The organism is Haladaptatus cibarius D43 (assembly GCF_000710615.1).
Lineage (GTDB): Archaea > Halobacteriota > Halobacteria > Halobacteriales > Haladaptataceae > Haladaptatus > Haladaptatus cibarius.
Genome location: NZ_JDTH01000001.1, coordinates 403,881 through 426,207 on the forward strand (window position 1 = coordinate 403,881; position 22,327 = coordinate 426,207).

Genomic DNA, 22,327 nt, shown 5'->3' on the forward strand with positions numbered 1-22,327 from the left:
CACTATCTTTATTATCTCACGAGTCCTCTAATACAGTCGGTGATTGTAATGGAACGATACACCCCCTTCGAGGATGTAGACCGAATGTTCGAACAGATGCGCTCGCGGATGTGGGGATTCCAAGACCCGCGAAGTGGGGGACAGCGACTGAACGGACGGCCGGGAACCCACATGAATTTGAAAGAACACGACGGACAGTTCGTCCTCGTCGCCGACCTCCCCGGATTCGAGAAGGAAGAAATCGACCTCTCGTTCAGCGACGACGTGCTGACCGTCTCTGCGAAACACGAAGTGACTGGTGACGACTTCACTCGTGCCCGCGAACTGTCCGAACGCGTGACGATGCCCAAGGTGGTTGAAAAAGAGGACATCGCTGCGTCCTACCGCAACGGCGTCCTCGAAGTTCGCCTCCCAATCGCAGACGGTGAAGAGGCCGACGACGGCGACAGAATCGAAATCAGCGACTGATTTTTTGAGGTTTACGGCTGTGGGCGCGCCCCGAGTGTTACGTTCACTGTCTGGCGTTCACCGTTCCGAATAACCGTGAGTTCGACCGTTTCGCCCGGCCGGGTTTCGGTTGCGAGATAGCTGGACAAATCTTCTGACGAGCGAACGCGATAGCCGTCGATGCCGACGATGATGTCCCCACCGACCGGGACTGGAAAGCCACGAACGCGTTCCGTCCGCTGGCTTCCCTGTAGAACCCCGTTTGCAGGACTGTTAGAAACGACGTTGGCGACGAGGACGCCCTGTGCTTGCTGAAGGCCGTTCGCTCGGGCGACGATTGGCGAGACGCCCACGGATTCGATACCGAGGTAGCTGTGACGGTAGGTACCGTTTTCCACGAGTGACGGGACGACCTGCCGGACGACACTCGCAGGGATGGCGAACCCGAGGTTCTCCCCGCCGCTGATACCGGCGGTGTTGACGCCGGTGATTGCTCCGTCGCAGTTCACCAGTGGGCCGCCGCTGTTGCCGGGGTTGATGGCGGCGTCGGTTTGAATCACGTTCGGAATGAAGAACCCTTGCTGGGTTGGGAGCGAGCGGTTGAGACCGCTAACGATGCCTTCCGTCACCGACCCCTGCAATCCGAGGGGGTTACCGAGTGCGGCGACCGCTTCGCCCTGTTCCGCGGAGTCGTTCGCCACCGAAAGCGATTCGACGTATCCCGGAACTCGCTGGACGCGCAGGACTGCGAGGTCGCTGTAGGCGTCGGTGCCGATGACCTCTGCTGATCGCCACTGGCCGCGGTTGAACTGGACTTCGACCGTCGTCGCGTTCGCAACGACGTGGTTGTTCGTCACGATGAGACCGGTGTCGTTTGCAGTTCCGTTCGCGCCGGATCGATAGACGAATCCGGAGCCTTGGCCGAACTGCCCGCCAGCGGTTCCGACGCGAATCGAAACCACGGAGTCTATGGTTCGGTCGTACAGCTGCGCGTAGTTACAGCCGTCTTGCGCCTGTGTCGCAGTCGCGGTTCCGGACTGAGTAGCGGTGCCAAGATGTGCGGGAACCGCCCCGACCGCCAGCATCAAAACGAGTACGGTGACGAACAGTCGATGTGTCATCTCACCATCCGGACAACGCGAAGGACAATCAGTTCGGCGGCCGATTCAGTGCGCGAACAGACTGGCGTGAACCGGCGCAAATCGTCCCGTTTCTGGTTCCAGAAACCGCCGAATTGGCGGGCCGACTGACTCAGGTTCGGTGAGGAAGGCGTCGTGTCCGTGGTCGCTCTCGATGACGCGATGGGTCGTTTCGACGCCTGCGCCGCGGAATGCCGTTTCGAGGTGGTTCGACTGCTCGACCGTGAAATGCCAGTCCCCAGAAATCGAGAGGACGAGGGCTTCACCGTCGAAGTCGGCGAATGCGTCCGCGTCGGAGTCGTAGCCCGCGGCGAGGTTGTAATTTTCCATCGCATGCGTGAGCGAGAGATAGCTGTTCGCGTCGAATCGTTTGACGAACTTTTGGGCTTGATAGTCGAGATAGCTCTCCACGTCGCGGTAGGAGTCCGGGTCGGGGGCGAAGGCCGGGGACGATTCATCCGAATCGTCCCCGGTGCCGAATTGCCGGGGTGGACAATCGGCGAGTCGCCTGCCGAACTTCTCGGCCATCGAATCCTTCGAGAGGTAGGTGACGTGGCCCAACTGCCGAGCGAGAGCTAACCCAGTATCAGGGTGGTCGGGGTAGTAATCGCCGCCCTGCCACGCCGGGTCGGAGACGATAGCCCGCCGGGAAACCGCCGAGAGGGCGAGCAGTTGCGGGTCGAGTCGTGCGGACGTGGCGATTGGAATCACCTTCTCGACGAGGTTCGGAAACCGCTTCGCCCATTCGAGGGCGTTCATGCCACCGACGCTTCCGCCGACGACTGCTCGCAGGTCACTGATTCCGAGGTGGTCGAGCAAACCGTGCTGGGCGCGCGTCCAATCGCCGACGGTGACAGCAGGGAAATCCGAACCGTATGGTTCACCTATCTCCGGATTCGTGCTGTGCGGGCCGGTGGTTCCGTAGCACGACCCCGGCACGTTTGCGCAGATGACGTACTGCTTTCTGGTGTTGATAGGTTTGCCCGGGCCGACCATCTCGTTCCACCAGCCGGTTCCTTGGCCGTCGCGGGAACCGCGCACCTGCTGACTGCCGGTGAGGGCGTGACAGACGAGAACCGCGTTGTTGCCGGTGTATTCGCCGTAGGTTTCGTAGGCGATTTCTAACTCCGGAATTCGTTCGCCGGATTCAAATTCGAACGAACCCATGGATACGGATGCGGACGCAGTCGCAGTCATCGCGTCGCCTCCTCGATTGCCGAATCGAGGTCGGCGAGGATGTCCGCGGGGTCTTCGATACCGACCGAGAGGCGAACCAAATCCCGTGTCACGCCTGCCGACTTCTGTTCTTCGGGCGAGAGTTGGGCGTGCGTCGTGCTCGCTGGATGGATGACCAGCGTTTTCGAGTCGCCGATGTTTGCGAGGAAGGATGCGAGTTCGACCTCTTCGCAGAACGTCTTGCTGGCCTCGTACTCGCCGAGTCCGAAGGCAATCATGCCGCCGTAGCCAGAGTCCAAGAACCGACTCGCGTTTCCGTGCGTTTCGTGGGATTCGAGTCCGGGGTAGGCGACCCACGCGACTTCGTCGTGGTCTGCGAGGTACTCCGCGACGATGGCGGCGTTGTTGCAGTGGCGAGCCATCCTGAGCGGAAGCGTTTCCAACCCTTGAATCGTCTGCCACGCGTCGAACGGGGACTGCTGATTGCCGAGGCTTCGAAGCGACCGGAACCTGACTGCGCCAGCGAGCGGTGCGTCGGAAAAGTCCCGCGAGAAGTCGATGCCGTGGTAGGCAGGATTGTCACCTGCGATTTCCGGATAGCCGTCCCAGTCGAAATCGCCGCCGTCAACGAGGACGCCGCCGACCGTGGTTCCGCTTCCGTGGAGCCATTTCGTCGTGGATTCCCAGACCACGTCCGCGCCGTGGTCGAGGGGGCGACAGAGGGCCGGTGTGGCAAACGTGTTGTCCACGACCAGCGGAACGCCGTGGTCGTGCGCGATTTCGGCCACCCGGCCGAAACCGGGCGTGACGAGCGACGGGTTGCCGATGGTTTCGACGTGGACGAACGCGGTGTCCTCGTCGATTGCTTCGGTGTAAGCCTCGTAGTCGAGCGTTTCCACGAACCGAGCCTCGATTCCGCGACGGGACGCAGTGTGCGAGAAGTAGGCCGTCGTCCCGCCGTAGGTGTCGGTCGAAACGACGACGTTGTCGCCCGCTTCCGCGAGAACGAGCGTCAGCGAGTCGAGCGCGGCCATCCCGCTGGCGGTGGCGACCGCAGCAGCGCCGCCTTCGAGGGAGGCAATGCGGTCTTCCAGCATTTCGACTGTGGGATTGCTCAGACGGGAATAGATGTGCCCGTCGGCTTCCAGCGCGTACAGGTCTGCGGCGTGGTCGGCGTCTTCGAAGGCGTAGGAGGTCGTTTGGTAGAGGGGCGGAGCAACCGCCCCTGTCGCGGGGTCAGGCTCCTGCCCCGTGTGAACGCTCCGGGTGTCGAATCGGGGCTGGTCGTCGCTCATGTGTAGTGGGCATATTTCCGCATAATTTTATAACCAGCAGTTACGGCAACGTTTGCAGAGTGTGCTAGCGAGTGGCGAACAACAGTTGGCTTACGACGAGAAATATGCGAGTGACCACGCGATTGCGGTGAGGAAGACGGCGATTGCGCTTGCTCCGATGGCTCCAGTTCAGTGTCGTGAGAATCCGGGCGAGTTCGATGAAGACGAGAAACAAAACGAGCGTCGTGAGAAGATTTTGCTTTTTGTGGAGGTGTTCGAAATCGGAGTCGGCCATGGCTGTTCGTGGTTCCTTTTGGAGGATAATCATTTCGACTACCGGACAAGAACCGAAATTCAACTCGTCATGATGGCAAGAATCCCCACCAACAGCACGAATACGACGATGATGAGGAGTATGAGGAAGATACCACCATCTGCCGTTATCGTCAGCAGTTTCTCGGCCATTTTGAGAAATTCGAAGAGAACGAGGAGGGCCAGCAGTTTGGCGATTTTGTCCAGTTTTCGGTTGATGTTGGGCGTATCAATGTCTGTCATCGACTAATCGTTTCAGTTTTCGAAGAAAGTATTTTTGAATCAGCGTCTTACTCTGCCGGGATACCAATTAGCACGCAACGGCAAAGGTGATAGACTGTATTTATCTTGGTATGTCCCCGCCCGAAACTCCCGCCGGATACCGCCAACCGACCCGATTTCATTATTCGTCGCTTCTGCTCGGGGTGCTTTCCGTCATCGTGTTCGTCGCCGCCGCAATCGGATTCGGTGGTTTGCTCTGGTTGTTTCAGGGTAGACCGGAGGAACTCAGCGTCAGTATTACCATCAGCAATGGGCGCGATTTTCTCCCGCTTTTCGCCGGACTTGGCGTCTTCGTTGGCACGCTGGTTGTCCACGAAGCGATTCACGGACTCGTCTTTCGGCGATTGGGCTACCGCGTCTCCTACGGATTCGAACCGCGGATTCCGGCGCTCTACACCGCCGCGTTCGGCCAGTTCGTCACGCGCCGGGACAACATGTTGGTTGGAGTCGCGCCTCTCGTCGTGATGACCCTCGTCGGGATTCCACTGCTGGCTGGGCCGATGCCAGTTGCACTGGCGGCGTATTTCGCCCTGCTGATCAACACCTCGGGGTCGGTCGGCGACCTATACCTCCTGTGGCGACTCTGGCGGATGCCATCCGAAACCGTCCTCTACGATACGGATATTCGACACAGCTACGTCTTCGAACCGGCGAACGACACCGCTATAGGTGTCGGGAAACCATGAAAAAACCGATGAAAAAGCGCACGTTCGTTCTGTTGGGACTCGGGACGTTCGCCCTCATTCTCCTGAGTTTTCTCCTGCTCGGATTCGGTCGGCTTCTGCTTTCCTACGAAACCGCACGATATCTCTCCGCGCCGACGATGTTTCTCTCGTTCGCGCTCGTTCTTTTCTTATTCTTCTATTCTATAATTAATTTCTCAAAAGTATAGTACGTGAAGATTATACCATTTTAACAAATATAATATTGGATAATTTATTCAAATACTTAATGTATGGATTAATATATTAATATATGATTAGACCAATAATATCAACTGTATGGTTAGAAAACCAAATAGCGGAAGAAGATCGTTTATGAGAAAGATTGGTGCCACGGGTTTAGGACTAAGCAGTTTGAGTATCGCAGGAGTTGCAGATGCAGATCCTGTCATTTGTAGTTCGGATATAAGTACTCAATGTAGCGGTGGTGGAGGAGGTTCTTCAATCACCTATACCTCTGAGCAAAGCGACCTTATTAACTCAGATGATACAATCAGCGTGACAACCTCAGTAGACCACCTGGGAACGCAGGAATTAGCTGATGGGCGTTACAATCACAGCTACAACCTGGTTTCCATTGCTAGCCAAACGAATAAAAACGGGGACAAAGTTAATGGACTAAATGCACAACTATTCGAGTGGGATGCTACAGAATCTAGTATCAACGTAGACTACGCTCAAGATAATGACTCTCCGTATGTTGGAGCTTCGCCAGGTTCTGGAGGTTCTGGAACGGTAGAGTCAGTTTTTGAAACTCTGCTAGGACAGGCAGGCTCAGAGCTATCAAACACGATTGGACGGTCAATTCCAGTTGCACAATTAGTTTCAAATATGATAAACCATTTTGACAACTATTATGAGCCAACCGATCGGAAAAAATGGGAGTGGGCATATTCTGGTGCAGTACATGATGTCGTTAGTCACCAAATGGATCCAGTAATCAGACACCAATCATCATCTACTACATCATGGTCTGTCCGAAGTACTGCAGATGGTCTTGGTAACAAAATAGACTTCATTAGTGGTGACCCACCAGGACTAATTGGTGATCCTACCGATCCCTCATACTCTACGGCGAAAATAGAAGATTCTGATAGTAATATGCTCAGGTCTAGTACAGCAGGTTTAGAACAAGAAGATTTCTATGGACTACCGTCGACACTAAGTATGACTACAAAAGAAAAGGAAAAATATGGCGTCCGTGAGCCAACTGCAGAAGAAAAAAGATTGTTCCGGGCAAGAGGCCAAGAAATAGTGAACATAGTTGAACGGTATCCCATGACACTCTGCGCACACAGTACACAGTTTTAATCTAACCTACGAGTTATTCACATCCACTCGCGTTTGCATCGTATGGCATCTCAAGGGAGCCATCTTCTCTAATTCTAATTACTACCCAGTAGCATGAACCCGGTCGGTTACTTGTTGGCAATTTCAGTTCATGCCAGTCGTTGTTTTCTACTCGAGCCTTAATAGTAAATGTTGATGGTTCGTTCATCCAATCTTCATTGATTACCGGTGCTGGATTTTCGCTGGTTCCTATTTCTGAACTCTTGGGCAAATTCATCACCTTATTATATTTTATATCTTCTCCACTTTTTATTTTTAATTTTAGTGTGTGCCCGGAACTGTCCAAATTTAATATAGATATATCTGATAATTTTGTGCTTTTTTCTTCTCCAATACTACTACAACCACCCAAAGATAAAATGCTAACAGTAGAGAAAATGACTTCTCTTCGTTTCATGTTCAAATATATTGTGACACCATGTTAAAGTTTTCTGCTGTACAATCTCTTTACTACTATAGGCTCAGTTTGTCGATTGGTTCAAACGTTCGCGCGCGGCGGCCATCCCGGCCTCCAAGTCCACGTCTTCGCCAGCTTCGTGGAACGCCTCGCCGATGGCTCGGACGCCGCGAAGAATCTGCTCCGACGAGAGATTACCCATGTTGCTTACGCGAAATATCTCGCCGCCGAGATGTGCCTGCCCGCCGCTGATGCTGACACTGCGGTCGGTCACCGCGTCGAAGAAGGCGTCCGGATTCTCGCGGACGCCTGCGGGGAGCGAAATCGCAGTGAGGGTGTTCGAATACGCAGATTCCTCGTTTTTCTCGGGGAACATCGACAGCCCCATCGCCATGAATGCGGCGCGGAACGCCCGCGACTGGCTCCGATGGCGGGAAATCCGTTCCGGCATGCCCTCTTCCTCGATGTTCTCCACTGCAACCGCGAGGCCGCGGAAGAGCGGAACGGCGCTCGTGAACGGCGTCTGGTGGGACTCCGCCTTGCGAAGATGCCAGTCCAAATCCTCGTAAAACGGCGCATTCTCGCCGTCGAAGGCCTCCTGTGCGCGCGGCGTGGCGTACATCGCGCTGGTGCCCGGCGGGGCCGCGAGACATTTCTGCGCGTCCGTAACCGCGACATCGACGTTCCAGTCGTCAACGAGGAACTCGTCGCCGCCGAGGGCGGTGACGCCGTCAACGACGAAGTAGGCGTCGTGTTCGGCCGCGATTTCGCCGACTTCGGCGACCGGATTGAGGAGGCCGGTGCTCGTCTCGTTGTGAACCATCGTGACGACTTTCGTGTCGTCGCTGACGGCCTCCGCGACTGCTTCTGGGTCGATGGAGTGACCCCAATCGAACTCGACGGGGGTGACGTTCGCGTATCGGTCGGCGATTCGCTTGAATCGCCGACCGAACTTTCCGTTGACGACGGTGACGACTTCGTCACCTTCGCCAGCGAGATTGGCCACAGCGGCCTCCATCGCCATCGTTGCGGTGCCGTTGAAGACGAGGCTAGTTCCCCCGCTCGTTGTTTTCGTTCCGTCGAGCGACGACCGCTCGAAGATGTAATCGAGACTGTTCTGTGCGCGTTCGTACACCGATTCGAACTCGGCGGAGCGGTGCGAAACCATCGGTTCGCTCATCGCGGTTCGAACCTCACGCGCGAGGGGAACTGGGCCGGGGTTGAGTAGGAGAAAATCCTCTCGCATACAGGTTCGTTCAACCTCCCACTAAATAAGCGTCGTGCGGAGCGCAATTTCCGCCACTTGTCGTCGCGTCAAATTATACCGGGCGATAATTTCACTATTCGTCCGTCGAAGCGTTTCCGCCGCTTCCGGGGTTGTTTCTAACGACCCACGCCAGAAGTGCGGTTGGACTACGCGACTGCGTCCAGATGGTTCCCGGTCCTTCGAACTCACACAGGAGTCCGTCGCCGTGTCCAGAGACGGAGGTCACGCTACTCTCCCGGCGAACCGAAAAATCGACCGCTTCCTCGAACGCGACGACGTGACCCGTGTCCACTTCGTACCGTTCTTCGGGGTCGAGACTGACGACCGAAAGAGCGCCGTAGCTCGACAGAAACGACGACCCAGTACCCGACAGTTCCAGCAGGAAGTCGTTTTCGCACTCCACGAACGTTTCGTTTTCGCCAAATTCGGCGTCGAACTCGACGCCGAACTCGACCGCGAGAAACGAACAGGAGGGAGCGTACAGGATTTCGTCGCGCAGTTTGAAGTGAAAGATATCGCCCGGAAACGGCGGTGCTAGCGTCACGGTGCCGGGTCGTTCCGCGGTGAACGTCGTGGCGAACGGTCGGTTACTCTCCTGCAGTACATGGCTCGGTGAGTCTGTTCCATCAGCTTCGTTCCCCGTGATTTCCACTCCCCGAGAATGGCTGACCAGCGACCCTGCTTCGGCCCGAATCTCCTCCTCCGTATCCAGTGTCATATCGAGTTGTGCGAACCCCGGTTGATTCGTGATTTCGTACTCCATACTCGCACGAACCACGGGATGAAGATTCATAGCCCTCGTGGCCTCTTGACGCGTGTTTGATGTGCTAGTTGCGAAGCATGTATCCGAGATGCACATTGCGACGGAGGAACGGAGCGATAAGTTTCCTACTCGAACTTCTCAAGCAGTCGTTCGTAAAACCCACTTTCACCGCCATCTGCTAACTTCTCCACGATTAACTCGGGCGTCGAGCGCGCAAGATGGTTTTTTACTGGAGAACGTTCGACGACCAGTTCGCCGTCAACCAACCCCTTGGCTTCGATGCCGTCCACTGCAACATCCTCGTCGGCAACGTCACGAATCTCGTCTGCAAGGTGGGAGACGAACACGCCGGTTACGTCGCGCTCGCCGAGTTCTTCCAAAATCCCGGCGATGATTTTCGCGCTGGCACCGGGTTCCGTGATGCTTTCGAGTTCGTCCACCAGCACGAGTCGGCCCGTCTCCCCGTCCGCGAGGGAGGCGAACTCCCGAAGCGTGCTCTCGAACGCCCCGGCGTCGAGGGTCCCCTGCGTCTTGCCGTGATAGTGCAGTTCCTCGAATCGGCCCAATCGAACCGATTTGGCGGGCACTGGAAGCCCCATCTGGGCGAGGATGACGATGAGGGCCACCAAATCGAGCGTGGAGGTCTTCCCGCCGCTGTTGACTCCCGAGAGAAGTGCGACGCCCGAAACGCCGTAATCGACCGGTTCGACCGCAGCAAAATCAACGTCCAGCAGTGGCGACCGTCCACCGACGATTTCGAAGCCGTTTCCACCAGTTTCGAACTCCGGTAACACACAGTCGAAATCCCGCGCGAACCGCGAAACCGCGAGTTCCACGTCCAGTTCGAGCGCGGCGTGGACGAGTTCCTCCGCCGACTCGCGTTCGTCCGCAAGCGTCCGCGCCAAGTCGCGTTTGTGTCGCTCTTCCCGACGGGATTTCTCGGCCTCCAACTGCTCCCGGAGACGCGCAATCACGCTCTCGTCGTGTTCGACCGGAAACGAGGGTTCGTCGGGGAACGACTGCCGAGCGATTTCTGTTTCGCCAGCGTCCAACGAAAGCGTCTCAATCAGATGCCCTCGTGCCGACTCGATTGCGGCGTCGTACTCGTCCGCCAGTTCGCGTGAAAGGAGGGAATCTACACCTGCACCTTGTTCGACTAAGGACAGTAAATCCGAGCCTTCGATGGTCACGTCGCGCTCCCGAATCGCGTCCCGAAGGCGGTCGTTAGCCACGCTTTCCGCCATCGACACGCCAGCGTCCAAATCGGAAATCGCATCGGTCAAACGGGCCAGTTCGTCGTCGCCCGTCACGTTGCCGTCCGTCGTCACGCGGGCGAGCGCCGATTCCAGTTCTTCGATGTCGAGCGGTGCGTCCATTCCCGCGACCTGATGCACGTCCACGGCGGCGAGAAGCGTGTCCCGATTTTCCGCGAAGAAGGCGAGCGGTCGCTCGGGGACGAGTTCCGACGGAGTTTCCAGCGCGCCGGGTTCGACGCGAACGTCTCCTTCGACGGTGACGCCCGTGAACGATTCGTCCAGCGCGACGACGGTGGAGTATCCGCGCGCCAGTTCGGCCAACTCGCGGGCGTCTTCGACCACTTCGACGGGCAGTTCGGGAATCTTTTTGCGGGCTTTTGCGTACCGCTCGGCGTCCGTCGTCGCTAGACAGCGGTCGCGAACGGTCACGTCGCGCGGATTCGACAGGGGTTCGACGTCCGCCAATGCATTCTGAACCTCGGCCGTCGGTTCTCGTTCCATCGCCTGCGCGGTGAACTCGTGCACCTCCTCGATTCGGGAGGCCGTCGCGCTGGGGTACAGCGTTTCGAGGCGCTTTTCGGCGTAGGTCGTGACGGCTCGCGCTTGGAGCAGGGTGAGAACGTCACGGTACAGTTCGCGTGATCTGTCGGTTGCGAGAAAGCCGCCGGGGTCGTCGTGTCGAATCCTGATTGCGGCGCGCGCGATGGCCGCGGCGCGCCCCTCCGAGATGTTGGGTGCCCGTGCGAGAGTGGCCACATCGCCGGTTTCAAGCGCGTCTACGGAGCCGTCGAGTTCCGCGAGCGCGTCGGCCGTCTTCGCACCGACACCCGGTATCGCCTCGAAATCCATTCGCTCCGTGATATTTCGTCACCCATAAAAAACGTTCCCGACGCGAGGCGGGATTGTGTGGAGAGTAAATAGAAATCCGATTTGGCGTTTTGTCACTTGCTGCCTAACAGCAACCGTCTTCTTCCCAACTTCCGCACTGGTATGTGCCATCGCCGTAGTCACAGCACTGCCGACTGTATCGCTGGTAGGCGTCTCTGTACTGATATTCCGCACCGCTACAGTCGTACTCGGTGTAGCAGTTCGAGGGATCTGCTGCGCCTGTTGCACTGCTAGCGGCTATTCCGGCGCCCGCGACTGCACCAGCACCGATTGCTTTGAGGAGCGTTCGGCGACTCGTCTCCGAGCCGTCTGTGTTATCGTGGGACATACATAAATAACTCCATTTATAATTATTTAATATTAAATCAGAGATAAAATTAATGCCTCGTTCTCCCACCTCACATCGTTTGAGTAGAATCACTCGTTTCTTTCCGGCTTCCTGACTTCCATCACGAGGGGCTTTTGCGTGCGTAGATGCGAGGACGTTGTATGCCGACCGTCGAGGAGAAACTGGCCGCGATGAAAGCAGACCTCGCCGATCGCGACGGCGTCCTCGTCGCGTTCAGCGGCGGGGTCGATTCGAGCGTCGTCGCCGCCCTTGCGCACGATGCACTCGGTGACGACGCCGTCGCCTGTACCGCAAAGAGCGAAACACTTCCCGACGCCGAACTGGAAGACGCAAACGAAGTAGCCGAGGAAATCGGAATCCGGCACGAAATCGCCGAGTTCAGCGAACTGGACGACCCCGTGTTCGTCGCCAACGACGACGACCGCTGTTATCACTGCCGAACCATGCGACTTGGGACGATGTTCGAGCGCGCGAGCGAACTCGGCATCGACATCGTCTGTGACGGGACGAACGCCGACGACGTGGACGCCGGACACCGCCCCGGTTTGCGCGCGGTGGAAGAACTCGACGCCTATTCGCCGCTTCTTCAACACGACATCTCGAAAGCCGAAGTGCGCGAAATCGCGGACATGTACGACCTCTCGGTCGCAGACAAACCCGCGATGGCGTGTCTCTCCTCTCGGATTCCGACTGGCTTGGAGGTGACGGAAAAACGGCTGTCCCGAATCGAGCACGCGGAAACCCTCCTTCGACAGTGGGGATTCTCCCAGTTTCGCATCCGCGACCACGACGGCCTCGCGCGTATCGAAGTCGGTGCAGACGAACTCTCACGCGCGCTGGATGAGGAGTTCGCCAGTGCCGCCCGCAACTATCTCACGGAACTCGGCTTCGACCACGTTACGCTCGATTTAGGTGGCTACAGGACGGGGAGCGTGAGTCCGGAAGGCGAATCAGCGGATGCTGAAAGCGAGTCGAAGCACACCGACGAACCGCTGGTCGAAGACGTGTTTAGCACCGACTATCCGACCGGTGATTCATAGAAATCGACGGCGTTCGCACCCAACGGGTGGCAGTTTGCTGGCACGCGAACTGCGGTCTGTAGCTGCTGGCACGCGAGCTAAGGGCACAGGCACGAACGCTACCACGTGATACGTAACCACCTCCCTTAGTTATAAGCCGGTTACGAGTTCCGAAAGCCGTCATTGTACGGCTGGAATATTTTGTTGTGAAGACAGAACAGGAGGCCGTTACCGGCCCGTCCACTTCAACAGCAGGAGCGTTCCTTCGAACAGGCCGACCATGGTGAGCGCGACGAGGAACGGTGCCATTCCCGTCGGGTCGGGGCTGAAGAGGAACGAGAAGCCGAGGAAACCGCTCCAAAAGTACAGCCGCTTGTCCGCAAGCCATTTCCGGGTCGTCAGCCCCATCATGATGGCGAGCATGATGAGCAGTGGAATCTGGAACACGACCGCCAGCACGCCCATCATCATCAGGATGAGGTCGAACGTTTTTGTCAGTCCGAACGCGACATCGACGACGGCCGCGTTATCCGTGTACGAGAGGAAGTAAGTGAAGATGGCTGGCAGGATGAGGAAGTGGGCGAAGCTGACGCCGACGAAGGCGAGGACGAGGCTTGTCGGCACTGCGGCGAGGTAGTAGCGGCGCTCGTTCGGATACAGACCGGGGCGCATGAACAGGTACGTCTGGTACACCATCACGGGCAGAGCGATGAGAACTCCGGCGAGACTGGCGACCTTGAGTTCCGTCATGACGAGCGCGAGCGGGTGGTAGAGTCGCGGACGAGTGGTGGGGTCAACCGGAAGCACCGAGTACCACAGGAAGTTGATGACTCTCTCCGCGAACGGGAGGGTGACGACGCTCACGACGCCAGCTATAATGAGGACGACCGCGAGCCGTTTTATCATCTCCTCGATGTGGTCGGCCAGCGGCATCTCCTGGTCGCTCGTCGGCTGGCTCGGTCGCTCGACTGCCGGCTCCGGGTCTTCCGGCGCGTACAGGTGCTCTTTCTCCTCCGGCGGCTCTCGACCCTCCTCCGGGGCCGGAGTCTTGGATAGATTACTTCCTGCCGACGCCTCCGATTCTTCGCCCATTCACCCGGTGCTAAGCATCCGGGTTATTATAGGCTTTCTTCATCTTGCGAGACGAGAAGATTGATAACTGGGACGGGGTTACCATTCGCAAGGAATGTCTACCTCGGGGAACAGCCTTATCGGCGAAGATACCGCGAAGACGGTCGCCAGCGGCCGTGAGACGATTGGTGCGATGCTTTCGAGCGCGCAGAAGCATCTGCAAAAAGTCTTTATCGTATTCGTTCTCGGCTTCCTCGGTTCGTTCTACGCGATGTCGATGGCTGTCTGGCCATTTTTGGAGGATGTGACGACTTCGGGGATGCCGGACAGAATAATGAACCAAGTCAACATCGTCGCGGTGACGCCTTTCGACGTCATCCTCCTGCAAGCGAAGATAGCGATGATTGCCGGTGCACTCATTGCGCTTCCCGTCCTTCTGTATCTTAGCCGCGATTCGCTTCGACAACGCGAATGGTACCCCGACCTCTCGATTTCGTACTGGAAAATCTTCCCGATGGTCGTCCTCGCCATCGTCCTCTTCATCGGGGGTCTTTCCTACGGCTACTCGCTTTTCTTCCCGATAATGTTCGGGTTTCTCGCCGAGAACGCGGTCAACGCGGGATTCAGCCCGAACTACGGCATCGTCGAATGGACGGAGTTCGTTCTCGTTCTGACCCTTTCGTTCGGCCTCGCCGCCGAGATGCCCCTCGTCATGAGTTCGCTCGGCTACACGGGCATCGTCCGCTACGAAACGTTCCGCGACAAGTGGCGATACGCGGTCATCGGCATCTTCGTCTTCGGCGCGTTTTTCTCCCCGCCAGACCCCTTCACGCAGATTATGTGGGCCGCGCCACTGCTCGTCCTGTACGCGTTCAGCCTCTACCTGACGAAAATCGTCGTCACCATCCGTCGCGGAAGTGAGGAGGTAAGCCTCGGAAGGACGGTTCGGGAGAAGTGGAACCACATCGTCGGCATCATGCTGGTCACCGGTGGCGGAGCGTACCTGTTCATCTCGCAGGGTGGTGGCCTCTACGTCCAGAACGAACTGCTTCCGATGCTTCCGGCGGAGTACCGCCCAGTGAACGACATCCCGACCCTTCAGCAGTTCCTCGGTCTTCCGCGAGAGACGGCCATTATCGCGGTTGTCGCCGGATTCGCGCTCTTGGGAATCGTTATCGCAGTTCTCTACTTCCTGTTCGCCTCGCTCGAAGCCGGTTCGACGATGGAGCCATCGGGTGCGCCGAGCGCGCTCGATGTTGACGAACTCGATTCGGCGGGCGTTCGAGCGGCCCCACCAGAAGTGTTCGAGGAGATGAGCGAAGGGGAGTCGCTTGACCACGCGCGCACCGCGATGGAGAACGATAACCCCGACAAAGCACAGCTCATCCTCGACCGCTGGGACGAAGTCAACGAAGAGGACGAGGAAGAAGAAGACCCCGAAGCCCGCGACGCCGACGGTGCTCCACTCGCCGAGGACGTTGCGAGACAGCATAATAAGGACGACGACGGAAACGTCGTTCAAAGCACGGCCGCCGGGATGGCAAACGCCTTTACCGACGACGAAACGACGGAAGACGACATCGGCGGCTACTACTACGACATCGCGTTCATCTTCCGGAGCCTCACGTCGAAGATGTTCCGCATCGTCGGGATGTTCATGCTCGTCCTTGCGGGTGTGTTCGTCTGGCTCTACAACGGCGGTATGGGTGAGATCAACGACGACTTCACGCAGCGCGTCCCGCAGGAAATCGTTCGACAGGGTGACCTGCTCAACATCGTGACGCTTCACCCCGTCGAGGCGCTTATCTTCGAGGTGAAAATCAGTACCCTGCTCGCCGCCGTCTCTGTGCTTCCGATGGTGCTGTACTACGGCTGGCCCGCGATGAAAGAGCGCAAACTCGTCAAGGGGAACCGCAACGTGTTCTTCGTCTGGGGTCTGGCGCTCTTCATCGGCCTCGCCGTCGGGAGTGCCATCGGTTACGGACTCATCGCGCCGAGCATTATTTCGTGGCTCGTTACCGACGCGCACGCCGCGGAGATGATGATCTCCTACCGGGTGAAGAGCTTCTTCTGGCTCGTCTTTTTCACCACAGTCGGTATCGGCCTGCTCGCAAACATCCCGGTTTCGATGTTGCTGTTCCACACGGGCGGCATCCTCAGCTACGAGTCGATGCGCAACCGCTGGCGAGTGTTTGTCGTCGGAACCTTCGCAATCGCGGGACTGGTGACGCCGGACAGCCTCTACACGATGTTCCTCGTCGCAATCCCGACTTCACTGGCGTACGGACTGGGACTGGCGATGCTCGGCTCCAGTCGCCTCATCCGAACGAAAGGTCTCCATCTGTTGGGAATCGCTACCGTTGGCTTCCTCGCAGTGTACGCCTTCTTCCTCGGTGGTGGCGACGTCTGGCTGAATCAGGCCTTCCTCTCGGCGCTTCCGACCGCGATTCAACCGGAGTCGCTGTTGGTGGAGCAGTTGCTCGGACGCGACCGAACAACCGCCATCACCGTCGCTTCGGTGGCTAGTGCGCTGGTCTCGCTCGTCGTCGGACTGGTTGCGTTCGCGGTGCGGTCTCACCGAGCGCGACAGCGATAACGCTCGTCCCGAACGACTTATTGTATTCTTCCGATATTCTTCTGGTATGAGCAAGATAAGCGTCGAAGTGCCCGACGAACTGCTGGCCGACTTGGATGCACACGTCGGTGAGGACGGCAAATTCGTCAACCGAAGCGAGGCGATTCGTGCCTCCGTCAGGAAGATGCTGGACGTTTTAGACGAGATAGACGAGCGCCACGGGAGATTACAGGATGACTGATAGAAGGCCAGAATCCGCTCTCGCCACCGGCCAACTCGCCATCGCCGGACTGTTCGTCACGGCCCTCGTGACGGCCCAACTCACCGCCGCGAAAGTACTGGCCTTTGGCCTTCCGTTTTCGCTCCCGATTACCAAGGACGCGTTGGTTCTTCCGGGTGCGGCGTTGGCCTACGCGCTGACCTTCTTCGCGTCGGACTGCTATTCCGAGTTGTACGGACGACGCGCCGCGACGAGACTCGTGAACGTCGGTTTGGTCATGAACTTCGTTATGCTCGTCCTCGTCTGGTCAACCATCCAAGCGCCCGCGGCGCAGTCTAGCGTTGACCCGGCGATGTTCGAAACCGTCCTTGGCGCGAGTACGCCAATCGTCGTCGGTAGTCTGTTGGCCTACGTTGTGAGCCAGAACTGGGACGTTTTCGTCTTCCACAAAATCCGCGAACTCACCGACGGCGCGCACCTTTGGGCGCGCAACATCGGTTCGACGGCGAGCAGTCAGGCCATCGACACGGTCATTTTCGTCACTGTTGCGTTTTTCGTCTTCCCCCAGTATCTCGGCATCGGGGCGCAACTCCCCGGAAACGTCATCCTCTCGCTCATCGTCGGACAGTACATCTTCAAACTGCTCATCGCGGCCATCGACACGCCGTTCGTTTACGCCGTCGTCGGCTATCTGCGCTCGCAAGGTCACGCACTGCCGTATTCGACTGCGACGGACTGACGGCGATTCGTTATTTTCGGGATACAGCTATACGTGATGAGAAAATAGTATCCAATACACTGATGCAATCTCCGCAGGAGAAAACGGTACCAGTCGTCGATATGCTGGAACTGGTTGGCCTGTTTCTCCTTCCGACGCTTGGTTTCGGACTCGCCGTGGCCACCCTCGGGAGCGGCGACAATCTCGTTGTGGGCCTGTTCGTCGGCGCGATATTCGGCGCTATTTTGGTGTCCATGCGGCGGGTGTTCTACGCCGTCAGAACCGTGGATGGAATCGAGCGGCGACGACGCACCTACAGTAGCGACCCGGACGAAAATCCGTGGGTTCGGGCCGCGAATATCGAGTACGACGAGAAGTACGACCGGATTCTCGCGGCCGTGCTCGCAGTCGTCGGAATCGCCGCGTTTGCGGCGATTCCGATGCTGAATCCCGACGGATTTGGCGTCGTGCGATTGACTCTCCTCGGACTGTTCGGAATCGTGACTTCGCTCTTCATCTTCGCGGCCCCACGCTCGTGACGAGTCGCAAACCGCTTTTCGCGCGAATCGACCAACGAGTTAGTCGATTCGCTGGGCGAAGCCGAATCGCGGTTTGACTTCCTCGACGCGAATTTCGACCGTTTCACCGGCCTCCGTGCTCGGAACGAACAGCGTGTAGCCTTCGACTTTTGCGATGCCGTCGCCCTCGCTTCCGACGTTCTTGATGGTCACTTCGAGGGTGTCGCCCGCTTCGACAGGTGCGGTGAGATAGCCACGAGCAACGAGATACACTTCCGAGGATTCGTCGCGCGAAGCGTCGGGACTCATCGTCCTGACGTATTCGAACTCGCCTTCGATGTCGGCGCGCAGGTCGGCCAAATCCGGCCCCTGAAACACCTTTGCGACGAAGTCGCCGCCGCTATCGAGTATCTCTAGCGCCGTCTCGAACGCCTGCCGGGCGAGGTAGACAGAGCGGGCGTGGTCAAGACTGTATTCACCGGTCATATTCGGTGCCATGTCCGAGAGTACCACGTCGGCAGTGCCGACCGACTCGCGGACTTTGTCGCGCGTTTTCTCCTCGGTCATGTCGCCGCGAATCGTCTCGACGCCGTCTAGTTCGTCGATTCGCTGGAGGTCAACGCCGACGACGGTTCCGGAGTCGCCGACTGTCTCCTTTGCAACCTGTAGCCACCCGCCGGGGGCGGCACCGAGGTCGATGACCGTTTCGCCGCTGTCGATGAGGTTCGCCTCCTCGTCCAACTGTTTTAGTTTGTAGGCCGACCGAGCGCGGTAACCCTCCTGTTTGGATTTATTGTAGTACTGGTCTTTGCGAGCCATTTGTTGCTAAATGGTATCGTTCCGAGGCGTAAACGCCCTTCGTTCGTCCGTCGTCCTCGTAGTCAGGACTTCTCGATGAAAAATAACCACCGGAAAGTTCGTGTCAGCGATGTTCACACTCGTCCTGATGCCGGACGAGATCCGATTTATTCTTCCCGCCGACGAAGACTTTCTTATTGCAATAGTCGCATATTCCCCAACGTGGGTCATCTTCATCGAGCGTGTATCCTTCTGGCCGCCACTCCTGCGACATATATGAGAAGAGTACCTTCTCCCGTAAAACGTTTATCAAAAATCTGTTTGTTATCGAGCGTAATAATCGTGTGCAGGCGGTAAGATGGGCACAAACTGTTTGTCATACGCACACGTCGCGCGCGCGAACGGGTGACTTTTTATGCCGCCGTTTCGTAGCAATCGCCAACATGTTCAAGGCTATCGTGAGCGCGGATACGCTCCGGACGACGATTGATTCCGTGGGCGTACTGGTGGATGAGTGTAAAATCCACCTCGAAGAGGATGGCCTCGCTATCAAGGCGGTTGACCCGGCCAACGTCGGCATGGTTGACCTCCAACTCTCCAACGAGGCATTCGAATCCTACGAAGCGGACGGCGGCGTCATCGGCGTCAATCTTGACCGACTCGAAAGCATTGCGGGAATGGCCAGTTCCGACCAACTAATCGAGTTGGAACTGGACGAAGAAACCCGCAAACTTCACATCAAAATCGACGGACTGGAGTACACTCTCGCACTCATCGACCCCGACTCCATCCGGCAGGAACCCGACATTCCGGACTTAGACCTCCCGGCGACCATCGTCGTCGAAGGCTCGGACATCGACCGCGCCGTCAAAGCCGCGGATATGGTTTCCGACCACATCGCACTCGGCGTTGACGAAGACGAGGACGTGTTCTACGTCGAAGCGGAAGGCGACACCGACAACGTCGATTTGAAACTCGACACCGACGACCTCATCGACCTCACCGCGGGCCCGGCCCACTCCTTGTTCAGTCTCGACTATCTGAAGGATATGAACAAGGCGCTCCCGAAAAACGGCGAAGTGACCATCGACCTCGGCGAGGAGTTCCCGTTGAAACTTCATTTCGAGACTGCAGAAGGCATGGGCGAAGTGACGTACATGCTCGCACCGCGTATTCAGAGCGACTAACGACGCGATTCGTTTCTATTCCTGTTCGTTCGATACCGACCGAAATCACAGATTCCGGTCGATAACCGCCTTCGCCGACTGGGCTTTTTCCTTCCATCCGTAGCCCGCCTCGTAGACGTGACGCTTGTTTTCGACCAGTTCCTCGGGTGAGGATTCTTCGAATCCGCCGCGTCCCCACGTCCCGCTTTTGTGGAGCCACTCGACGACGTTTTCGCGTGTTTCGGGCCACGACAGGCCGACCATTTCGTACCACGCAATCATGGCGAAGACGGCGTTGTCGTGGGTTCCGGGAACGCTCCCTTTCTCGTAAATCGTCTCCATCGGTTCGAAACTCGGTTCGGACACCGTCTCGCGGAACTCCTCTGCGCTGAGAAGGCGGAGCGCGCCGTCGCTTTCGACCACTCGTTTTTCGTGTTTGAGGCGACTCAGCGCCGCCGCGTGAAGGCCATCCCAGCGCCCGTGAATCGTCTCACGAAGCTCTTCTTCCGTGTGCGAATCGGTGGAGAGCACCGCGACGATGTCCGTGTACGACTTCTCGATGTCGGCCCACGGTTCGCCGTCGAACCGGCAGTCCGGACCGTGGAGGTTCGTCGTGGTTCGGCAGTCGGGACACGGATACGCGAAACGTGGCACAGAAATCGGTTTCTCGCGCGGCGGTAATAGATGATTGGATTCCAGCGCGCTCTGGAAATCTCGCGTTTCCATTCTCCCAAATCGAGGTAATCGTCCGTTACCGAGCGACCGTCGCGTTTATTCGTGACCGCACAAATTGGCGAGTATGAACTCGCTCCACGCCCGATACCCGTTCCTCACGAGTTCCCGTGAGGCGGTTCGGGACGCGAATCTCGTCCTCGCCGAAGTCATCGCTGGCGAGGGTGACCGCCATCCCGCGGTCGAGCGTGGCGTGGAGCGCGTGCGCCGCGCACTGCTGGACGGGACGGTTCGTTCACCCGCAGACGGCCCGCGATGGGGTGTGACCGCGGAAGTCCTCTCGTATCCCATCGCCCGGATGTTGGTGTCGCTGCTCGATGCCCCCGGCGCAGTCGAAAAGTACGCCAGTGCGGAGGCGGGAACGGCCTACGAGCAGTTCGTCGGGGATTTCGAATCGTCCGACGACGGCCTGAAAAGCACGCAAGGTACCTCGCTCACGCTCGAATCGCTCCTTTCTGATTTCGACCTTTCCGGGTCGGTGACGAGACGCGAGGACGATTTCGGCGTTGCGGTCGGCACCTATCTCTCGCTCGTCGGCGATTTTCCGGGCGACGACTGGCGACTCGTTTCGCGGCGACTTTCGGACGGCGTAGTCGGGGTGTCGCAGGCGGAACTCCACGAACTGCTTCGCGCCGCGGCCGAAGAACGAATCGCCTCTGACCTCCCGCTTTCCGTGCCGGAGGAAATCGCGGATGCGCTTTCGGCGGAAGTGGCGGAACTGGAATCGTCCTTTACCGACGCGGACTTTTCACACGACATCGACACGCTCGCGCCCGGATTCTTCCCGCCGTGTATGAAGGCGCTGCTCACGGATATGCGGGATGGGAAATCGCTTGCTCCCGCATCGGAGTTTTCGCTCGTATCGTTTCTCGCCAGCATTGGACTCGACGCCGACGAGGTGCTGGCGCTCTGTGAAGTGCGCGATTCGTCGCGTGCAGATCGCCTGCGCTACCGCGTCGAACGTGTCCGCGACGAGCGAAGCGCGCAGTTCGCCCCGCCCAGTTGCGCGACGCTGGACGCTTACGGCGACTGCGTGAACAAAGACGACCGCTGTGAGACGATTACGCATCCCCTCGTCTACTACGAGGACGCGCTGGACGAGAACGGGGCCGTGACGGACTGGCGCGACCGGTAGTCACGCTCGGTCGGCAGACTCCTCGGTGCGGTTCTTCTTTTCGACGCTTAGTGTTGATTCGCTAGCCAGAGACCGACGCCGGTCATCAGGAACACGAAGCCGACCATGACGGCGACGAGTGCGAGCGCGCCCTGTTCCGTGAGGCCGCCGCTGTCGTACTGAGTGCCGACGAAAACTGTGGCTGCGATAAATAGACCGACCGACACGACGGAGACGACGATGTCACGAATCGTCTCGCCCTCGATATTCATGTTTGGCGTTTCCCACGGTTCGGTCAAAAGTTCTCCGTTTCGAAGCCGAGAGCGAGAATTCTTCGAGTGCGGTTTCAATTAACCGTGACTCTCTGCTTTTGTCAGTGACGGGGATTCCGCGGTTCTCGATTACCTCTTCGTGAGCACAGCTACATTCTCGGATGCTGTGACTGCAAGTCACGACTCCACATGACCGTATGCGGAGCGGCGCTCGCGGGTCGTCCCTCCCCGCTCGCAATCGAGGCAGACCGCTTGCCTCGTTTCCCCTGCCCTCCCCGACGTTCGCGTGCCTGCGCCGACCGCTGGCGCAGACCCCCTCACTGCGCGTCCTCAAGCCGGGTGTGTAGATTTCGAAAACGGCAGACTGACCAACCCACTGGACGCGCCGGGTGGACGCTGAGCCAGCGGTCGGCGAAGCGTCCAACCACGCGGGGAGGAGAGGGGACGTGGCAGGCAGGTGCGCCAGTGGTCGGCGCACCCGCCTGCATACGGTGGCGGTTTC

Annotated in this window: 25 protein-coding genes; 11 read left to right on the forward strand and 14 right to left on the reverse strand. The window is 58.2% G+C overall.

Annotation, left to right across the window (positions count from 1 at the left end; genetic code table 11):
• Positions 1-48: 48 nt before the first annotated feature.
• A complete protein-coding gene (locus tag HL45_RS02065; RefSeq protein WP_049969446.1) occupies positions 49-468 on the forward strand; it encodes an Hsp20/alpha crystallin family protein in 420 nt (139 codons plus the stop codon).
• A gap of 11 nt (positions 469-479) precedes the next feature.
• Here HL45_RS02065 and HL45_RS02070 read toward each other — a convergent pair whose 3' ends face one another.
• The 5 genes from HL45_RS02070 to HL45_RS02090 form a co-directional block, all read right to left on the reverse strand.
• Positions 480-1,568 (reverse strand): S1C family serine protease, encoded by a 1,089-nt coding sequence (locus tag HL45_RS02070; RefSeq protein WP_049969447.1) that lies wholly within the window; start codon positions 1,566-1,568, stop codon positions 480-482.
• A gap of 45 nt (positions 1,569-1,613) precedes the next feature.
• A complete protein-coding gene (gene metX / locus HL45_RS02075) occupies positions 1,614-2,783 on the reverse strand; it encodes a homoserine O-acetyltransferase MetX (protein WP_049969448.1) in 1,170 nt (389 codons plus the stop codon).
• Entirely contained in the window at positions 2,780-4,057 is a 1,278-nt protein-coding gene (locus HL45_RS02080; RefSeq protein WP_049969449.1) for an O-acetylhomoserine aminocarboxypropyltransferase/cysteine synthase family protein, read from the reverse strand. Before HL45_RS02080 ends, metX begins: the two co-directional genes overlap by 4 nt.
• 64 nt (positions 4,058-4,121) lie before the next feature.
• Positions 4,122-4,331 (reverse strand): hypothetical protein, encoded by a 210-nt coding sequence (locus HL45_RS02085; RefSeq protein ID WP_049969450.1) that lies wholly within the window; start codon positions 4,329-4,331, stop codon positions 4,122-4,124.
• 59 nt (positions 4,332-4,390) lie between these two features.
• Positions 4,391-4,591: a hypothetical protein gene (locus HL45_RS02090; protein WP_049969451.1), complete on the reverse strand. Its 201-nt coding sequence runs from the start codon at positions 4,589-4,591 to the stop codon at positions 4,391-4,393.
• Positions 4,592-4,701: 110 nt separating this feature from the next.
• On the opposite strand from HL45_RS02090, the gene HL45_RS02095 reads away from it, so the two are divergent.
• The 3 genes from HL45_RS02095 (at position 4,702) to HL45_RS20240 (ending at position 6,663) form a co-directional block, all read left to right on the forward strand.
• The gene (locus HL45_RS02095) at positions 4,702-5,316 is read left to right on the forward strand and encodes a DUF3267 domain-containing protein (protein WP_049969452.1); all 615 of its coding nucleotides are present in this window, start codon (positions 4,702-4,704) and stop codon (positions 5,314-5,316) included.
• A complete protein-coding gene (locus tag HL45_RS02100; protein ID WP_233274660.1) occupies positions 5,313-5,522 on the forward strand; it encodes a hypothetical protein in 210 nt (69 codons plus the stop codon). The genes HL45_RS02095 and HL45_RS02100 overlap by 4 nt, the downstream gene beginning before the upstream one ends.
• A gap of 109 nt (positions 5,523-5,631) precedes the next feature.
• Positions 5,632-6,663, forward strand: coding sequence for a hypothetical protein (locus HL45_RS20240; protein WP_144239984.1), 1,032 nt, complete (start codon positions 5,632-5,634; stop codon positions 6,661-6,663).
• A 13-nt stretch (positions 6,664-6,676) separates the two neighbouring features.
• Here the strand turns inward: HL45_RS20240 and HL45_RS20245 are convergent, their stop codons facing one another.
• The 5 genes from HL45_RS20245 to HL45_RS02120 form a co-directional block, all read right to left on the reverse strand.
• Positions 6,677-7,099: a hypothetical protein gene (locus HL45_RS20245; protein ID WP_144239985.1), complete on the reverse strand. Its 423-nt coding sequence runs from the start codon at positions 7,097-7,099 to the stop codon at positions 6,677-6,679.
• Between the two features lie 64 nt (positions 7,100-7,163).
• A complete protein-coding gene (locus HL45_RS02105) occupies positions 7,164-8,345 on the reverse strand; it encodes a pyridoxal-phosphate-dependent aminotransferase family protein (protein ID WP_049969453.1) in 1,182 nt (393 codons plus the stop codon).
• A gap of 94 nt (positions 8,346-8,439) precedes the next feature.
• A complete protein-coding gene (locus HL45_RS02110) occupies positions 8,440-9,159 on the reverse strand; it encodes a TIGR00266 family protein (protein ID WP_233274661.1) in 720 nt (239 codons plus the stop codon).
• A gap of 95 nt (positions 9,160-9,254) precedes the next feature.
• Entirely contained in the window at positions 9,255-11,234 is a 1,980-nt protein-coding gene (locus tag HL45_RS02115) for a MutS-related protein (protein ID WP_049969455.1), read from the reverse strand.
• Positions 11,235-11,337: 103 nt separating this feature from the next.
• On the reverse strand, positions 11,338-11,601 hold the full coding sequence (locus HL45_RS02120) for a hypothetical protein (RefSeq protein ID WP_049969456.1): 264 nt from the start codon (positions 11,599-11,601) through the stop codon (positions 11,338-11,340).
• A 161-nt stretch (positions 11,602-11,762) separates the two neighbouring features.
• Between HL45_RS02120 and larE the strand changes: the two genes are divergently transcribed.
• Complete coding sequence (gene larE, locus HL45_RS02125; RefSeq protein WP_049969457.1) at positions 11,763-12,662, forward strand: ATP-dependent sacrificial sulfur transferase LarE; 900 nt, start codon at positions 11,763-11,765, stop codon at positions 12,660-12,662.
• A gap of 207 nt (positions 12,663-12,869) precedes the next feature.
• Here larE and tatC read toward each other — a convergent pair whose 3' ends face one another.
• Positions 12,870-13,733: a twin-arginine translocase subunit TatC gene (tatC, locus tag HL45_RS02130; protein ID WP_049969458.1), complete on the reverse strand. Its 864-nt coding sequence runs from the start codon at positions 13,731-13,733 to the stop codon at positions 12,870-12,872.
• A 94-nt stretch (positions 13,734-13,827) separates the two neighbouring features.
• Here tatC and HL45_RS02135 point away from each other — a divergent pair, with 94 nt between their 5' ends.
• The 4 genes from HL45_RS02135 to HL45_RS02150 all read left to right on the forward strand — a co-directional run bounded on the left by HL45_RS02135 (position 13,828) and on the right by HL45_RS02150 (position 17,764).
• Positions 13,828-16,308: a twin-arginine translocase subunit TatC gene (locus HL45_RS02135; protein ID WP_084156776.1), complete on the forward strand. Its 2,481-nt coding sequence runs from the start codon at positions 13,828-13,830 to the stop codon at positions 16,306-16,308.
• Between the two features lie 46 nt (positions 16,309-16,354).
• Positions 16,355-16,528 carry a ribbon-helix-helix domain-containing protein gene (locus HL45_RS02140; RefSeq protein WP_049969459.1) on the forward strand — a complete coding sequence of 58 codons (174 nt, stop codon included), beginning with the start codon at positions 16,355-16,357 and terminating at the stop codon, positions 16,526-16,528.
• Entirely contained in the window at positions 16,521-17,246 is a 726-nt protein-coding gene (locus tag HL45_RS02145; RefSeq protein WP_049969460.1) for a queuosine precursor transporter, read from the forward strand. Before HL45_RS02140 ends, HL45_RS02145 begins: the two co-directional genes overlap by 8 nt.
• A gap of 62 nt (positions 17,247-17,308) precedes the next feature.
• Positions 17,309-17,764 carry a hypothetical protein gene (locus tag HL45_RS02150; RefSeq protein WP_049969461.1) on the forward strand — a complete coding sequence of 152 codons (456 nt, stop codon included), beginning with the start codon at positions 17,309-17,311 and terminating at the stop codon, positions 17,762-17,764.
• A 39-nt stretch (positions 17,765-17,803) separates the two neighbouring features.
• Here HL45_RS02150 and HL45_RS02155 read toward each other — a convergent pair whose 3' ends face one another.
• Positions 17,804-18,562 carry a 23S rRNA (uridine(2552)-2'-O)-methyltransferase gene (locus tag HL45_RS02155; protein ID WP_049969462.1) on the reverse strand — a complete coding sequence of 253 codons (759 nt, stop codon included), beginning with the start codon at positions 18,560-18,562 and terminating at the stop codon, positions 17,804-17,806.
• A 422-nt stretch (positions 18,563-18,984) separates the two neighbouring features.
• Here HL45_RS02155 and HL45_RS02160 point away from each other — a divergent pair, with 422 nt between their 5' ends.
• Complete coding sequence (locus HL45_RS02160) at positions 18,985-19,728, forward strand: DNA polymerase sliding clamp (protein ID WP_049969463.1); 744 nt, start codon at positions 18,985-18,987, stop codon at positions 19,726-19,728.
• Between the two features lie 45 nt (positions 19,729-19,773).
• Here the strand turns inward: HL45_RS02160 and HL45_RS02165 are convergent, their stop codons facing one another.
• A complete protein-coding gene (locus tag HL45_RS02165; protein ID WP_049970059.1) occupies positions 19,774-20,361 on the reverse strand; it encodes a DUF7474 family protein in 588 nt (195 codons plus the stop codon).
• 145 nt (positions 20,362-20,506) lie between these two features.
• Here HL45_RS02165 and HL45_RS02170 point away from each other — a divergent pair, with 145 nt between their 5' ends.
• Positions 20,507-21,574: a DNA primase large subunit PriL gene (locus tag HL45_RS02170; protein ID WP_049969464.1), complete on the forward strand. Its 1,068-nt coding sequence runs from the start codon at positions 20,507-20,509 to the stop codon at positions 21,572-21,574.
• Positions 21,575-21,621: 47 nt separating this feature from the next.
• On the opposite strand, the gene HL45_RS02175 is transcribed toward HL45_RS02170, so the two are convergent.
• A complete protein-coding gene (locus HL45_RS02175) occupies positions 21,622-21,825 on the reverse strand; it encodes a DUF7472 family protein (RefSeq protein WP_049969465.1) in 204 nt (67 codons plus the stop codon).
• Positions 21,826-22,327 lie beyond the last annotated feature (502 nt).

Coding starts and splice junctions, on each gene's coding strand:
- HL45_RS02155 (WP_049969462.1), bottom strand. CDS start 18,562: ATGGCTCGCAAAGACCAGTACTACAATAAATCCAAACAGGAGGGTTAC.
- HL45_RS02110 (WP_233274661.1), bottom strand. CDS start 9,159: ATGAATCTTCATCCCGTGGTTCGTGCGAGTATGGAGTACGAAATCACG.
- HL45_RS02090 (WP_049969451.1), bottom strand. CDS start 4,591: ATGACAGACATTGATACGCCCAACATCAACCGAAAACTGGACAAAATC.
- HL45_RS20245 (WP_144239985.1), bottom strand. CDS start 7,099: ATGAAACGAAGAGAAGTCATTTTCTCTACTGTTAGCATTTTATCTTTG.
- HL45_RS02095 (WP_049969452.1), top strand. CDS start 4,702: ATGTCCCCGCCCGAAACTCCCGCCGGATACCGCCAACCGACCCGATTT.
- HL45_RS02065 (WP_049969446.1), top strand. CDS start 49: ATGGAACGATACACCCCCTTCGAGGATGTAGACCGAATGTTCGAACAG.
- HL45_RS02085 (WP_049969450.1), bottom strand. CDS start 4,331: ATGGCCGACTCCGATTTCGAACACCTCCACAAAAAGCAAAATCTTCTC.
- HL45_RS02170 (WP_049969464.1), top strand. CDS start 20,507: ATGAACTCGCTCCACGCCCGATACCCGTTCCTCACGAGTTCCCGTGAG.
- larE (WP_049969457.1), top strand. CDS start 11,763: ATGCCGACCGTCGAGGAGAAACTGGCCGCGATGAAAGCAGACCTCGCC.
- HL45_RS20240 (WP_144239984.1), top strand. CDS start 5,632: ATGGTTAGAAAACCAAATAGCGGAAGAAGATCGTTTATGAGAAAGATT.
- HL45_RS02160 (WP_049969463.1), top strand. CDS start 18,985: ATGTTCAAGGCTATCGTGAGCGCGGATACGCTCCGGACGACGATTGAT.
- HL45_RS02175 (WP_049969465.1), bottom strand. CDS start 21,825: ATGAATATCGAGGGCGAGACGATTCGTGACATCGTCGTCTCCGTCGTG.
- metX (WP_049969448.1), bottom strand. CDS start 2,783: ATGACTGCGACTGCGTCCGCATCCGTATCCATGGGTTCGTTCGAATTT.
- HL45_RS02080 (WP_049969449.1), bottom strand. CDS start 4,057: ATGAGCGACGACCAGCCCCGATTCGACACCCGGAGCGTTCACACGGGG.
- HL45_RS02150 (WP_049969461.1), top strand. CDS start 17,309: ATGCAATCTCCGCAGGAGAAAACGGTACCAGTCGTCGATATGCTGGAA.
- HL45_RS02070 (WP_049969447.1), bottom strand. CDS start 1,568: ATGACACATCGACTGTTCGTCACCGTACTCGTTTTGATGCTGGCGGTC.
- HL45_RS02135 (WP_084156776.1), top strand. CDS start 13,828: ATGTCTACCTCGGGGAACAGCCTTATCGGCGAAGATACCGCGAAGACG.
- HL45_RS02145 (WP_049969460.1), top strand. CDS start 16,521: ATGACTGATAGAAGGCCAGAATCCGCTCTCGCCACCGGCCAACTCGCC.
- HL45_RS02140 (WP_049969459.1), top strand. CDS start 16,355: ATGAGCAAGATAAGCGTCGAAGTGCCCGACGAACTGCTGGCCGACTTG.
- HL45_RS02120 (WP_049969456.1), bottom strand. CDS start 11,601: ATGTCCCACGATAACACAGACGGCTCGGAGACGAGTCGCCGAACGCTC.
- HL45_RS02105 (WP_049969453.1), bottom strand. CDS start 8,345: ATGCGAGAGGATTTTCTCCTACTCAACCCCGGCCCAGTTCCCCTCGCG.
- HL45_RS02115 (WP_049969455.1), bottom strand. CDS start 11,234: ATGGATTTCGAGGCGATACCGGGTGTCGGTGCGAAGACGGCCGACGCG.
- HL45_RS02100 (WP_233274660.1), top strand. CDS start 5,313: ATGAAAAAACCGATGAAAAAGCGCACGTTCGTTCTGTTGGGACTCGGG.
- tatC (WP_049969458.1), bottom strand. CDS start 13,733: ATGGGCGAAGAATCGGAGGCGTCGGCAGGAAGTAATCTATCCAAGACT.